We start from the raw sequence: 13875 nt of genomic DNA, 5'->3' as shown, positions 1-13875 counted from the left end.
CCTGCAGGTATCAGGGGCGGCCCCGGCCTTTGTGTTGTATTTAAGGACACAGACTGCTTGACGTCTGTGTCCTCGCTCTGGACAATCCAGGCTCAGTTAACTTGAGGAATTTTTATGGAAGCCTGGATCCAACACCTCATTACTCAGTCACCGGATTGGGCGTTGTTTGCGGTAGCGGTAGTGACGTTCTTTGAATCGCTGGCATTAGTCGGGCTGGTCCTGCCGGGTACCGTATTAATGGCCAGCCTTGGTGCGCTGATTGGCAGCGGAAATCTCGGGCTGTATCCGGCATGGGGGGCCGGTCTGGCGGGGTGCCTGCTGGGAGACTGGCTGTCATTTTATATTGGCTGGCGTTTTCAGGGGCCATTACATCGCTGGAAATATTTACAGAAGCATCGCAGTCTGCTGGATAAAACCGAGCATGCCCTGAATGAACACAGTGTCGCGACTATTCTGATTGGTCGTTTTGTCGGGCCGACACGGCCGCTGATCCCGTTACTTGCCGGAATGCTGGAGTTACCGGTGAAAAAGTTTCTGCCGCCGAATATTATCGGATGTCTGCTCTGGCCGCCAGTGTATCTGCTGCCAGGAATACTGGCCGGCGTGGTGATTGATGCGCCGCATAATGCGCAAAACAGTCTGTTTAAATGGTTACTGCTGGCGGAAGTGATAGCCCTGTGGCTGGCGGCCTGGACCGGCTGGCGCTGGCTGAAAGGCAGCAGAAAACAGGACTGGGCAAGTCGTCTGCTGCCCGCCCGCCGTTTGCGCTGGGTTGCTCCGCTGCTGATTATTCTGGCGCTAGCCGGACTGGCCGGGCTGCAATTCGACCCGATGATGCCTCATTTCCGTCAGTTACTGTGGCGGGTGTTTATTGACTGACGGGCGCTGCGGGGATCCCCAGTAGCGTCGCGGCTTCGGCTTCTCCGTTCAGCAGTTGCCGGCTTGCCCCCTGCCAGACGATACTGCCGTTATCGACCAGTACACTGCGTCCGGCAATTTGCCGGACATCGTCCAGATTATGTGACACCATCAGTAACGTAATATTGTGCGTGTGGCAGAGTGTATCCGTCAGCGTCAGCATTTCCTGGCGCAGGGCCGGATCCAGGGCGGAAAAAGGCTCATCCAGTAACAATAGCGGTTGCTGCCGTAACAGACAACGGGCCAGTGCGACCCGTTGTCGTTGTCCTCCTGACAACTGACCGGGTAATCTGTCCAGTAATCCCTGCAAACCGACACTGGCGGCAATCTTCGTGACCTGCTGTTTTTGTGAATTCGTCAGACGCAGTCCGGGATGCAACCCGAGCCCGAGGTTTTGTCCTGCTGTCAGATGTGCGAACAGATTATTTTCCTGAAACAACATTGAGACTGGGCGTTGTGCCGGAGGCTGCCGGGTGCAGTTTTTTCCGTCGATCCATAACTCCCCGCTGCTGAGAGGCAAAAAACCGGCAATCATACTGAGCAGGGTGCTTTTCCCCGCACCGCTGGGCCCGAGGATAGCAACCCGCTCACCGGCTTCTGCGTGCAGTGAAAAACACATGGTTTGTGACTGATAGTGGTAAGTCAGATTATTCAGCGTCAGCATGGTGTCCTGCTATTTTTTCGATCAGGGTAAACAGTAAAAAGCATACCAGCAGCAGTAATAGTGCGCTGACAGCCGCTTGCTGTCCGCGATAGGCGCCGATTTGCTGATACAGGTAAAACGGCAGAGTCCGGAAGTCATCACTGCCAAACAACGAAATCACCCCAAAATCTCCCACTGACAGTACACAGGCAAAGGCCAGAGCCTGAGCAAGGGGGCGCTTTAACGCCGGTCCTTCAACCAGCCGTAACCGCTGCCAGCCATTAATGTCCAGAGACAGGCAGAGCTGATTATAATGGCTGGCGATATCACGCATGGGGGTATCCAGAACTTTCAGCGCATAGGGCATGGCGATTAATGCATTCACCAGTACCACAATGTTTTCCGGTGAATCCGGTATGCCGCTGGTACTGTTAAAAAACATAAAAATACCGCTTGCCAATACAATGCCCGGCATTGCCAGAATTAACATTCCGCTGCTTTCCATCAGTTGTGCGGGCAGAATTTTCTGGCGTAAACGTAATTCGCGGCTGCTCCATAACAACATCATTGTCAGAATAACGGACAACAGACCCGCCCGCAGCGCAATACTGAGCGATGTCCGGGTCGCGAGCCACAGGTCTGTCTGTTGCAGGGAAGACAAAAGATGACTGTTAACACCATTGATCACGACCGCAAGGATGGGAGGCACCAGTAACAGCAGGGTCAGCAAAATGATCAGACTGTCTGTCAGTCGTGCTGACCAGCGGTTGTCGACTGACCGCCAGTGGCGCAGTAATGCGCTGTTACCGGTTAGAGGGGTATTCAGCCGCAGGCTCAGCGCGACCAGTAACAGGCAGAAGGCCAGCTGTAACAGTGCCAGTATGGCTGCTTTAGCCGGGTCGAAGTCGTAGCTCAGCGCCTGGAAAATAGCCAGTTCCAGCGTCGTTGCCCGTGGCCCGCCCCCTAAAGCTAATACAATGGCAAAGCTGGAAAAGCAGAGCATAAAGATCAGTGCGGCAACCGGCAGCAGCTGCCGTTTCAGCCACGGCCATTCCAGCCAGCGAAATAAATAAAACCCCTGCATATTCAGCTGGGCTGCCAGCTGACGTTGTTCGGCCGGAATCTGCTCTAAAGATTGTAATAACAGCCGGCTGGCCAGCGGCAGATTGAAAAAGATATGGGCCAGTAAGATACCGGGTAACCCGTACAGAGAAAAGCGGAAGGGGATACCGGCCCTTGCGGCCAGTTGTGCCAGCCAGCCATCGTGGCCATAGACACTCAGTAAGCCAAAAACCGCCACCAGCACCGGCAGCACCAGGGTCATCGCGCATAAACGCAATAGCAGGTTTCTGCCCGGAAACCGCCGCCGGTACAGGGCGCGGGCGACCAGAATTGCCGGCAGCACTGATAGCAGTGTCGATAATGCGGCCTGGGTAAATGAAAAGCCGATAACATGCCACAGGTAGGGATCGCGTAACCAGTATAGTGCGTGGCCCAGCGGGGCATTCCACAGCAGGCTGATAAAAGCCAGCAGTGCAATACCGGTGGTTATCAGGGCAGCCAGCAGCCCGGGAATCAACCAGCGCGGCATCAGTGGCTGACTGCGTTTTGCCAGGCGTCAATCCAGGCTGCACGATGCTCTGCCACTTCCGCAGGCGAGTATTGCAGGGCGGTTTTAGGTACCATCAGTTGCTGAAAACCGGCAGGCAGCGGGGTCTTAATGACCGGATACATCCAGTTGCCGGTCGGCAATGTTTCCTGAAACTGCGGGCTGGTTACAAACTGCATAAACTGTTTTGCCAGTGCCGGATTGGGGCTGTTTTTCAGTCGTGCCGCCACTTCTACCTGCAAGTAATTTCCTTCTGCAAAGTCAGCGGCCGCATAATCGGGATTATGCTCTTCGATAATATGATAGGCCGGTGACGTGGTATAGCTGAGTACCAGATCACTCTCACCTTTCAGAAACAGATTATAGGCTTCGCTCCAGCCTCGGGTGACAGTGACGGTTTTGGCGGCCAGTTTTTGCCATGCTGCCGGGGCCTGATCGCCGTAGACTTTTTGCATCCACAGCAGCAGCCCGAGCCCCGGGGTACTGGTGCGGGGATCTTCGTAAATAACCCGCCATTTATCCGGACTTTCGACCAGCTGTTTCAGACTGGATGGCGGATTTTTCAGGCGTTTTTTATTATAGACGAATGCAAAATAGCCATAATCATAAGGTACAAACGTTGTATTGCTCCAGCCACCGGGGATGGTCAGCTGGCGGTAGTCAACCGGGGTTGGTGTAAACAGCCCGGTTTTTTGTGCCGCATCCAGCAGATTATTATCCAGCCCGACTACCACATCCGCTTTACTGTGTTTGCCTTCCATTCTCAGGCGGTTAAGCAGAGAAACGCCATCCCCGAGGGAAACGTATTTGAGCTCGCAGCCGCAATCGGCTTCAAAGGCTTTTTTAATTGCCGGTCCGGGGCCCCAGTCGGAAGAAAAGGAGTCGTAGGTATAAACGGTTAATACGGGTTTTGCGGCAAGTACCGGTGCGGAAATAATCAATAATACAGGCAGAAATTTTTTTAACACTTTGCGCTCCTTGAGGGATGGGCCAGTTTATGCGCAAAAGATCTGAGGAATAAGTCTCAAATCCCTACGCCGGTGTTAACCGGATCAGGTTCTGCGGGTATATCTCAGCACCAGAGTGCACCCCGTTGAGAACACGCTATTCTATGCAATTCATTAGCCCGGCGAAAGCCTCAAAAATCCGGTGTAACAAATCAGCGCGGTGAATGGCAACGGGCCGTGCGGGCAGACTGTTACTGTGGTCATTTTCTCCGTGTCCGGAACCGTAGTCCGGCAGACAAGATCTGCTGTTTTGGGTAATTTGTTATATGCTGTCGGTTACTTTCCTCCCGCATCCGGATGTTGTGCTTTATGGAAAAAACTGAACTTCAGCCCGTCAAAAGTAATTCAGTATTTGTGTTTTTTATGCTGGTTACATTTTCTGTGAGTATTGCCGGTGCATTACAGGCACCGACCCTCAGCCTGTTCCTGAGCAGAGAGCTGCACGCCGCCCCGTTTGAAGTCGGACTGTTTTTTACCGTCAATGCCATTACCGGGATTATCGTCAGTTTTTTGCTGGCCAGACGTTCGGATAAACGAGGTGACCGCCGCAATCTGTTGATGTTTTGTTGTCTGATGGCGATCGGCAATGCCCTGGTGTTTGCGTTTACCCGTAGTTACTGGCTGTTGATTGGCCCGGGATTGCTGCTGGCTGCATTTACTACGGTCGTGGTACCGCAGATCTTTGCACTTGCCAGGGAATATGCTGACTCTACCCGTCGTGAAGTGGTCATGTTCAGTTCGTTAATGCGGGCACAGATGTCACTGGCCTGGGTAATCGGCCCCCCGCTGTCATTTGCCGTGGCATTAACCCGCGGGTTTATGACCCTGTATCTGTTTGCTGCCGTATTATTTTTTATTTCACTGATACTTATCCGTTTTACTCTGCCATCGGTCCCGAAAATTTTCCCGGCGGATAATCTGGCGCGCAGTACGGTGTCGGGCTGGAAAAATACCAGCACCCGCGGGCTGTTTATCGCCTCGGTACTGATGTGGACCTGTAATATGATGTATATCATCGATATGCCGCTTTATATCAGCAGTACTCTGGGCATGCCGGAAAAAGTTGCGGGGGTATTGATGGGCACAGCAGCAGGGCTGGAAATTCCGGTAATGATCCTGGCCGGTATGCTGGCTAAGCGTATAGGTAAACGGCCATTGGTCTTACTGGCGGTGACTGCGGGGGTATTGTTTTACCCCGGCATGTTGTTGTTCCACACCTATACCAGTCTGCTGGCGCTGCAAGTATTTAACGCCATCTTTATCGGTATCGTTGCCGGGCTGGTTATGCTGTGGTTTCAGGATCTGATGCCGGGCCAGGCCGGGGTGGCGACGACAATGTTTACTAACTCTGTATCCACGGGAATGATTTTTGCCGGGGTGTTACAGGGGAGCATCAGCAGCTGGTGGGGACATGAGGCGATTTACTGGCTGGCTTCCGGGCTGACAGTGATTGCGTTACTACTGACCTGGCGGGTAAAAGAATCCGCAGAGTGCGGCCGGTGATCCCCCGCCAGCAGGGCGGGGGAGCGGCTAAAAACCGTGACCTGATGCCGGATTAACGTAAAAACGCAGGCTGGCGGGTTTCGTAATCGGCAATAGCAGATTCATGTTGCAGAGTCAGACCGATACTGTCTAAACCGTTCAGCATGCAATGACGACGGAAGCTGTCGAGGGTGAACGGATAATGTTTCCCGCCGGCAATCACTTCCAGGTTTTCCAAATCCACCACAAATTCGATGCCCGGCTGTTCTGCCACCAGACGGAACAGTTCATCCACTTGCTCTTCTGTCAGGATCACCGGCAACAGCTGGTTATTAAAGCTGTTGCCATAAAAAATATCGGCAAAAGCAGGCGCGATAACGGTACGGAAACCAAAATCGGTCAGGGCCCAGGGGGCATGCTCACGGGACGATCCACAACCAAAGTTCTCGCGGGCCAGCAAAATACTGGCACCTTTGAATTGCGGTTTATTCAGCACAAACTCCGGATTCGGGACTTGTCCTGCGTCATCCAGAAAACGCCAGTCATTAAACAAATGCTGACCAAACCCGGTGCGGGTCACTTTCTGTAAAAACTGTTTGGGAATAATGGCATCTGTATCGACGTTGGCTGCATCCAGCGGCGCAACAATACCAGTATGTCGGATAAATTTAGTGGCCATCAACAGCTCCTTAGTTCAGTTCACGGATGTCAGCAAAACGGCCGGTCACCGCAGCTGCGGCAGCCATTGCCGGGCTGACCAGGTGAGTGCGCCCGCCACGGCCCTGACGGCCTTCAAAGTTACGGTTACTGGTGGATGCACAACGTTCCCCCGCGTTCAGCCGGTCGTTATTCATCGCCAGACACATTGAGCAGCCGGGCAGACGCCATTCAAAACCGGCATCGGTAAATATTTTATCCAGCCCCTCGGCTTCGGCCTGTGCTTTGACCGGACCGGAACCCGGCACCACCATCGCGACGATGCCCGGTGCCACTTTACGTCCTTTGGCGACAGCGGCAGCGGCACGCAAGTCTTCGATACGTGAATTGGTACAGGAACCGATAAACACTTTATCAATACTGACTTCTGTCAGCGGGATACCGGCATCCAGTCCCATATAGGCCAGTGCTTTCGCCGCGGAGGCGCGCTCAACCGGGTCACTGAAAGACTCAGGTGCCGGAATTGGCTGGTTAATGGCAATGACCTGGCCCGGGTTGGTCCCCCAGGTGACCTGAGGGGCAATATCTGCCGCATCCAGGGTCACGATACTATCAAATACCGCATCTTTATCTGACTTCAGGCTCTGCCAGTAATTTACGGCCTGTGCCCATTGTTCACCGGTCGGGGAAAACTGGCGGCCTTTCAGGTAATTAAAGGTCGTTTCGTCAGGGGCAACCAGGCCTGCTTTTGCGCCCATCTCGATGGCCATATTACACAGGGTCATACGACCTTCCATGCTCAGGGCTTCGATTGCCGGGCCGCAGAACTCGACAACATGACCGGTACCCCCGGCACTGCCGGTTTTACCGATCACGGCCAGCACGATATCTTTAGCCGTGATACCGGCAGCCGCCTGACCTGTCACTTCAATTTTCATGGTTTTAGCCCGGCCCTGTTTCAGGGTCTGGGTGGCCATCACATGTTCAACTTCAGAAGTACCGATCCCGAATGCCAGCGATCCGAACGCACCATGAGTCGCGGTGTGGGAATCTCCGCAGACGATAGTCATGCCCGGCAACGTCATGCCCTGCTCGGGCCCAATCACATGGACTATCCCCTGATAAGGGTGGTTCAGGTCATACAGCTGAACACCGAATTCCTCACAGTTTTTGATCAGTTCCTGCATCTGGATGCGGGCCATCTCACCGGATGCATTAATATCACGGGTCTGAGTGGACACGTTGTGGTCCATTGTCGCGAAGGTTTTTGATGGCTGGCGCAAAGGGCGGCCCTGAGCGCGCAGGCCATCGAATGCCTGCGGAGAGGTGACTTCATGGACTAAATGGCGATCGATATACAGTAAAGGTGTTTCGTTTTCGGCTTCGTAGACGACATGTGCATCAAATAACTTCTGGTATAATGTTTTGCTCATTTTTTATTTTTCTCCGGTAATAAACCGGGCAATGATATCGCCCATCTCATCAGTACTGACAGCCGGTCCCTGACCTGCCAGATCACGGGTACGGAAACCTTCTTCCAGCGCACGGTTGACTGCCTGCTCGATACTGTCAGCGGCATCACCGGCATTCAGGCTGTAACGTAACAACAGGGACAGGGACAGGATCTGAGCAATCGGATTGGCAATGTTCTGACCGGCAATATCCGGTGCTGAACCCCCGGCTGGCTCATATAAACCAAAGCCCTGCTCATTCAGACTGGCTGATGGCAGCATGCCCATCGACCCGGTGATCATCGCACATTCATCCGACAGGATGTCGCCAAACAAATTGGAACACAGCAGCACATCAAACTGGGAAGGATCTTTGATTAACTGCATGGTCGCGTTATCAATGTAGATATGTTCCAGTTCGATCGCCGGGTATTCTTTGGCGATTTCGCTGACCGTTTCACGCCACAGGATGGAAGACTGCAATACGTTAGCTTTATCGACCGAGGTGACTTTCCCGCGGCGTTTTGCTGCGGATTCAAACGCCAGCCGGGCAATACGCTCGATTTCATAGCGGTGGTAAACTTCTGTATCGAATGCACGCAGCTGATCACCGCGCCCGTCACGTCCTTTCGGCTGGCCGAAATAGATCCCGCCAGTTAATTCACGGACGCATAAAATATCGAAACCGCGGGCCGCAATATCGCTGCGCAGCGGGCAGAAAGCTTCCAGCCCGTGATACAAGGCCGCCGGGCGCAGGTTACTGAATAATTTGAAGTGTTTACGTAATGGTAACAGTGCGCCACGCTCTGGCTGCCCGTCGGGCGGCAGATGCTGCCATTTCGGGCCACCGACGGAACCAAATAATACGGCATCGGCCTGTTCACATCCTGCCAGTGTTTCCGGGGGCAGTGGCTGACCGTGGTTATCAATAGCGATACCACCAACATCATACTGCGCGGTTGTGATGTTAATGGAAAAACGTTCACGGATGGCAGCCAGAACTTTCAGAGCCTGGGTCATCACTTCCGGACCAATACCATCACCCGGTAATACTGCAATATGGAAGGACGTAGACATAATTACACGGTTTCCTTAGCTTCATTCTTTGATTTACGCTGCAATTCTTTTTCTACCTGCTTTGCCTGCCAGATATTATTCAGGGCGTTGACCATCGCTGTGGCTGAGGACTCAACAATATCCGTCGCCAGGCCGACACCATGGAATTTACGGTGGTTATAGCTAATCACAATATCGACCTGCCCCAGAGCATTCTCACCATGACCTTTGGCGGATAACTGGTATTTCACCAGTTCTGCCTGATAACCGGTAATACGGTTAATTGCCTGATATACCGCATCAACCGGACCATTACCTGTGGCTGCTTCTTCTTTAATATCGTTGCCACAGGCCAGTTTTACTGAGGCCGTAGCCGTAATATTGGACCCTGACTGCACATTAAAATCCTGTAAGCTGAAATGGTCGTGTTCTTCATTCTGCTTATTGATGAACGCCAGTGCTTCCAGGTCGTAGTCGAAGATTTGGCCTTTTTTGTCGGCCAGTTTCAGGAAGGCATCATATAAAGCGGCTGCATCATAATCAGCTTCTGTGTATCCCATCTCTTCCATACGATGCTTCACTGCGGCGCGGCCGGAACGGGAGGTCAGGTTTAACTGTATCTGGTTCAGACCAATCGATTCGGGGGTCATGATTTCGTAGTTTTCACGGTTTTTCAGCACACCGTCCTGGTGAATACCGGAGGAGTGTGCGAAAGCATTGCTCCCGACCACAGCTTTATTGGCTGGAATTGGCATATTACAAATCTGACTGACAATCTGGCTGGTACGGTAAATTTCCTGATGATTGATGCGGGTGCTAACGTTCAGTATTTGCTGGCGGGTTTTGATCGCCATAATGACTTCTTCCAGCGCACAGTTACCGGCACGTTCACCCAGGCCATTCAGGGTTCCTTCCACCTGACGGGCTCCCGCCTGAACGGCAGCGACGGCGTTACCGACTGCCATCCCTAAATCATCATGAGTATGCACGGACAAAATAGCTTTATGAATATTAGGAACACGCTGAGTTAACGCTGAGATAATATTGGCATATTCATGGGGCAGGGTATAACCGACAGTGTCAGGGATATTGATGGTACGGGCTCCGGCATTAATTGCGGCCTCCACAACCCGGCACAAATCATCTATCGGAGTCCGGCCGCCATCTTCGCAGGAAAACTCCACATCATCTGTATAGTTACGGGCATGTTTAATCATATGCACCGCACGTTCGATCACTTCCGGCAGGGTACTGCGCAGCTTGGTGGCAATGTGCATCGGAGAGGTTGCAATAAAGGTGTGGATACGGAAAGCGTCGGCCACCCGCAGGGCTTCAGCGGCCGCGTCAATATCTTTTTCCACACAACGCGCCAGTCCGCAGACGCGGCTGTTTTTAATAGTCCGGGCAATGGTCTGAACCGATTCAAAGTCACCCGGAGAGGAGACGGGAAAGCCGACTTCCATAACATCGACTTTCATCCTTTCCAGTGCCAGAGCAATTTGTAATTTTTCTTTGACACTCAGGCTGGCCTGTAACGCCTGTTCACCGTCACGTAATGTTGTATCAAAAATAATGACTTGCTCGCTCATCAGTAGATTCCTTTAGTATTTTACTGCACCTGGCTGCGGGCATAAAAAAACCCGCGCTGCGGCGCGGGTTTTTCTGTTATCAGGCCCGAATCATTTTTTGATTCCGCCCACAGAACTACCGCGCATATTTAATGCGAGAAGGAGTAGTCCTGGAAGGAGGTTAAAATGAATCATCTGTTCAGACCCCGGAAATTAAGTATGTATATATTGGTACTGGAATCTGTTCTTCATGTCAACCTAAAGTAAAGGGCTATTTAATTCCCCATAACAGAGTAATGTTCTGGATTAACCGGCCCAAAAAGAGGAGTGTCAGGGGACAACAATTTATCTGCCGTCATGGTCCTGTGCTTCGAGACAGTATAAGTCAGGGTTTCTGGTATAATTTATTGATATTTATTGTTTTTTATTGGCGATTTTGTCGAGGTAAATGACGGCTACTAAGCTTTGTACTAGTGAAATATATTGAATTACTATGGTTTATCAGAGAATAAATTTATTACCGTGTAAATATGCGGAGCAGGGCACTGTCATATTTCCGGGGGTAGTATCGGTAAATTTCATTATTATCTGTATCAGGTTATAAAGGCAGAATATTTAACTACTAATAATTATGTCAGTAGCTTTATTCTTTGGCTGTCCGCTGAAATGGCAGTAATTTTTATAAAATAATTACCGCTGTTAATCAGCAGCCGGTTTGCCTGACACCATTTCTGCGGTTATGTTAGCCGGATGAAATGCAGATAATAAATGCTGTCTTCCCCTGAATGAACACTATGCAGCGATAAACTGACAGGCTGACTCCGCTGTAAGTTTCCGATCTTTATTCCGCAGCAAAAGGGTGGAAGGTTACCGTTTGTCAGTTATGCATGTGCGTAATTTGAGTTATCGCCTGGAGGCAAAAATGGAGATGTTGTCAGGAGCCGAAATGGTCGTTCAGTCATTGATTGACCAGGGTATAAAGCAGGTCTTTGGTTATCCCGGAGGCGCGGTGCTGGATATTTACGATGCGTTGCAGACCGTCGGAGGTATTGACCATATTCTGGTGCGCCATGAGCAGGCTGCGGTACATATGGCCGATGGACTGGCGCGGGCCACCGGTGATACGGGCGTGGTTCTGGTCACCTCTGGCCCCGGGGCGACCAATGCCATTACCGGCATAGCTACGGCGTATATGGACTCGATTCCGATGGTGATACTTTCCGGGCAGGTTGCGTCTTCGCTGATCGGCAGCGATGCTTTTCAGGAATGCGATATGGTGGGGATCTCCCGGCCGATAGTGAAGCACAGCTTTCTGGTAAAGCGTACCGAAGATATTCCTGAAGTGATCAAAAAAGCGTTCTGGCTGGCCGCTTCCGGACGCCCGGGACCGGTGGTTATTGATTTACCCAAAGATGTGTTAAACCCCGCAGTAAAACTGCCTTATCACTGGCCGGAACAGGTCTCCATGCGTTCTTATAATCCGACCACACAGGGCCATCGCGGGCAGATTAAGCGCGCATTACAGACCTTGCTGGCTGCCCGGCAGCCGGTTATTTACGCCGGGGGCGGGGTCATTACTTCCGGCTGCGAAACAGCATTACTGACTCTGGCCGAAACACTGAAGATTCCGGTGACCACCACCCTGATGGGGCTGGGGGCATTTCCCGGAACACATCCGCAAAGTGTTGGTATGCTTGGCATGCACGGTACTTATGAAGCCAATATGACGATGCATCATGCGGATGTCATTTTTGCTATTGGCGTTCGTTTCGATGACCGGACGACCAATAATCTGGCGAAATACTGCCCTGATGCGACCATTATCCATATCGATATTGACCCGGCCTCGATTTCTAAAACGGTTGCTGCAGATATTCCGGTGGTCGGTGATGCCGGGCAGGTATTACAGCAGATGCTGGAACTGTTGAATTCAGCGGACGCTGCCGGACCGGAAACTGACGGCTGGTGGCAACAGATTGAAGGCTGGCGTGCACGTGATTGTCTGGCGTTTGATCCTTCAGGCGATACCATCAAACCACAGGCGGCAATTGATGCACTCTGGCGGCTTACGGGCGGAGACGCGTATGTGACCTCTGATGTCGGTCAGCATCAGATGTTTGCTGCGTTGCATTATCGTTTTAACCAGCCACGTCGCTGGATCAACTCCGGCGGGCTGGGCACCATGGGCTTTGGTTTACCTGCGGCGCTGGGTGTTAAAATGGCCGTACCGGAAGCGACTGTGGTATGTGTCACCGGGGATGGCAGTATCCAGATGAATATTCAGGAATTATCTACGGCATTACAGTATAACCTGCCGGTACTGATCCTGAATCTGAATAACGGCTATCTGGGCATGGTTAAGCAATGGCAGGATATGATCTACTCCGGGCGTCATTCTCAGTCATATATGCAGTCTTTACCGGATTTTGTCCGTCTGGCTGAAGCCTACGGACACGTCGGGATGACGATCAGTGATCCGGCGATGCTGGATGAAAAACTGAGCGAAGCGCTGAAAATTGTTGCCAGCGGCCGGTTAGTGTTTGCTGATGTACATGTTGATGGCAGCGAGCACGTATATCCGATGCTGGTGCGTGGCGGTGGAATGAATGAGATGTGGTTAAGTAAAACCGGGAGGACTGAATAATGCGCCGTATTTTATCGGTATTACTTGAGAATGAATCTGGCGCATTATCGCGTGTTATCGGACTGTTTTCACAGCGTGGTTACAACATTGAAAGTCTGACTGTTGCTCCGACGGATGATCCGACCTTATCGCGAATGACTATCCAGACGGTAGGCGATGAGAAGGTACTGGAGCAAATTGAAAAACAGCTGCATAAACTGGTCGATGTTTTACGTGTCAGTGAGCTGGGGCAGACGGCCAGTGTTGAACGTGAAATTATGCTGGTTAAGATCCAGGCCGGAGGAGGGCAGCGAGAGGAAGTAAAACGTTGTGCCGATATTTTCCGCGGACAGATTGTTGATGTCAGTACCTCTTTGTACACGGTACAACTGGCCGGAAGCAGCGATAAACTGGATGCATTTCTGAATGTATTACGCGGAGTGACAGAAATTGTTGAAGTTGTCCGTTCCGGGGTTATCGGGCTGTCGCGTGGTGAGCGTACCATTGGCTAACAGGGGAATGTTTTGTTTGTTGATTGGTTAAGGCCCGAGGGCGCGGGCCTTAACAATCCGTGCCCGGGGCATTACCTTTTACCTCTGAATAGCGGTTCCCCGTGTAAATGTCTGGCTCTGTGCATCTTCCTTCCGCCATCAGTGGCGGAGTTTCAGCAGCTGCGCTGCGGCGGACGGGTTAAGGCCCGGTGGCGCGGGCCTTTACAATCCGTGCCCGGGGCATTACCTTTTACCTCTGAATAGCGGTTCCCCGTGTAAACGTCTGGCTCTGTGCATCTTCCTTCCGCCATCAGTGGCGGAGTTTCAGCAGCCGCGCTGCGGCGGACGGGTTAAGGCCCGGGGGCGCGGG

11 protein-coding genes and 1 riboswitch are annotated in these 13875 nt (G+C 52.2%); of the genes, 4 read left to right on the top strand and 7 right to left on the bottom strand.

Annotated elements, in window-relative coordinates; genetic code table 11:
* Positions 1 to 114 precede the first annotated feature (114 nt).
* Complete coding sequence (locus JK216_RS02960; protein WP_212706990.1) at positions 115 to 879, top strand: DedA family protein; 765 nt, start codon at positions 115 to 117, stop codon at positions 877 to 879.
* On the opposite strand, the gene thiQ is transcribed toward JK216_RS02960, so the two are convergent.
* Genes thiQ through thiB form a run of 3 tightly spaced genes read right to left on the bottom strand, consistent with a single transcriptional unit; the run spans position 869 to position 4138 of the window.
* The gene (gene thiQ / locus JK216_RS02955; protein WP_212706989.1) at positions 869 to 1582 is read right to left on the bottom strand and encodes a thiamine ABC transporter ATP-binding protein ThiQ; all 714 of its coding nucleotides are present in this window, start codon (positions 1580 to 1582) and stop codon (positions 869 to 871) included. The genes JK216_RS02960 and thiQ overlap by 11 nt on opposite strands.
* On the bottom strand, positions 1566 to 3176 hold the full coding sequence (gene thiP / locus JK216_RS02950) for a thiamine/thiamine pyrophosphate ABC transporter permease ThiP (RefSeq protein ID WP_212711920.1): 1611 nt from the start codon (positions 3174 to 3176) through the stop codon (positions 1566 to 1568). Before thiP ends, thiQ begins: the two co-directional genes overlap by 17 nt.
* Positions 3152 to 4138: a thiamine ABC transporter substrate binding subunit gene (gene thiB, locus JK216_RS02945; RefSeq protein WP_212706988.1), complete on the bottom strand. Its 987-nt coding sequence runs from the start codon at positions 4136 to 4138 to the stop codon at positions 3152 to 3154. The genes thiP and thiB overlap by 25 nt, the downstream gene beginning before the upstream one ends.
* 43 nt (positions 4139 to 4181) lie before the next feature.
* Positions 4182 to 4273, bottom strand: a riboswitch (TPP riboswitch).
* Between the two features lie 213 nt (positions 4274 to 4486).
* On the opposite strand from thiB, the gene JK216_RS02940 reads away from it, so the two are divergent.
* Positions 4487 to 5680, top strand: coding sequence for an MFS transporter (locus JK216_RS02940; RefSeq protein WP_212711918.1), 1194 nt, complete (start codon positions 4487 to 4489; stop codon positions 5678 to 5680).
* 52 nt (positions 5681 to 5732) lie between these two features.
* On the opposite strand, the gene leuD is transcribed toward JK216_RS02940, so the two are convergent.
* The 4 genes from leuD to leuA are packed head-to-tail and all read right to left on the bottom strand — an operon-like array spanning position 5733 to position 10412.
* Positions 5733 to 6338 (bottom strand): 3-isopropylmalate dehydratase small subunit, encoded by a 606-nt coding sequence (leuD, locus tag JK216_RS02935; RefSeq protein WP_212706986.1) that lies wholly within the window; start codon positions 6336 to 6338, stop codon positions 5733 to 5735.
* A gap of 10 nt (positions 6339 to 6348) precedes the next feature.
* Positions 6349 to 7749, bottom strand: a complete 1401-nt coding sequence (gene leuC, locus JK216_RS02930; protein WP_212706985.1) for a 3-isopropylmalate dehydratase large subunit — start codon at positions 7747 to 7749, stop codon at positions 6349 to 6351.
* A 3-nt stretch (positions 7750 to 7752) separates the two neighbouring features.
* Complete coding sequence (gene leuB / locus JK216_RS02925; RefSeq protein WP_212706984.1) at positions 7753 to 8844, bottom strand: 3-isopropylmalate dehydrogenase; 1092 nt, start codon at positions 8842 to 8844, stop codon at positions 7753 to 7755.
* Positions 8845 to 8846: 2 nt separating this feature from the next.
* Complete coding sequence (gene leuA / locus JK216_RS02920; protein WP_212706983.1) at positions 8847 to 10412, bottom strand: 2-isopropylmalate synthase; 1566 nt, start codon at positions 10410 to 10412, stop codon at positions 8847 to 8849.
* A gap of 901 nt (positions 10413 to 11313) precedes the next feature.
* On the opposite strand from leuA, the gene ilvI reads away from it, so the two are divergent.
* The gene (gene ilvI, locus JK216_RS02915) at positions 11314 to 13035 is read left to right on the top strand and encodes an acetolactate synthase 3 large subunit (protein ID WP_212706982.1); all 1722 of its coding nucleotides are present in this window, start codon (positions 11314 to 11316) and stop codon (positions 13033 to 13035) included.
* Positions 13035 to 13526, top strand: coding sequence for an acetolactate synthase small subunit (gene ilvN, locus JK216_RS02910; RefSeq protein WP_212706981.1), 492 nt, complete (start codon positions 13035 to 13037; stop codon positions 13524 to 13526). The genes ilvI and ilvN overlap by 1 nt, the downstream gene beginning before the upstream one ends.
* Positions 13527 to 13875: the final 349 nt, after the last annotated feature.

The sequence above is a fragment of the Tatumella sp. JGM94 genome, assembly GCF_018257595.1.
Lineage (GTDB): Bacteria > Pseudomonadota > Gammaproteobacteria > Enterobacterales > Enterobacteriaceae > Tatumella > Tatumella punctata.
The sequence above is the reverse complement of the archived record's forward strand: the minus strand, read 5'-3'. Positions and strand labels throughout refer to the sequence as shown.

Bases quoted from the DNA above. Each gene is read 5' to 3' on its own strand.
- JK216_RS02960 (WP_212706990.1), top strand. From the start codon at position 115: ATGGAAGCCTGGATCCAACACCTCATTACTCAGTCACCGGATTGGGCG.
- leuD (WP_212706986.1), bottom strand. From the start codon at position 6,338: ATGGCCACTAAATTTATCCGACATACTGGTATTGTTGCGCCGCTGGAT.
- JK216_RS02940 (WP_212711918.1), top strand. From the start codon at position 4,487: ATGGAAAAAACTGAACTTCAGCCCGTCAAAAGTAATTCAGTATTTGTG.
- leuC (WP_212706985.1), bottom strand. From the start codon at position 7,749: ATGAGCAAAACATTATACCAGAAGTTATTTGATGCACATGTCGTCTAC.
- thiQ (WP_212706989.1), bottom strand. From the start codon at position 1,582: ATGCTGACGCTGAATAATCTGACTTACCACTATCAGTCACAAACCATG.
- leuA (WP_212706983.1), bottom strand. From the start codon at position 10,412: ATGAGCGAGCAAGTCATTATTTTTGATACAACATTACGTGACGGTGAA.
- ilvI (WP_212706982.1), top strand. From the start codon at position 11,314: ATGGAGATGTTGTCAGGAGCCGAAATGGTCGTTCAGTCATTGATTGAC.
- ilvN (WP_212706981.1), top strand. From the start codon at position 13,035: ATGCGCCGTATTTTATCGGTATTACTTGAGAATGAATCTGGCGCATTA.
- leuB (WP_212706984.1), bottom strand. From the start codon at position 8,844: ATGTCTACGTCCTTCCATATTGCAGTATTACCGGGTGATGGTATTGGT.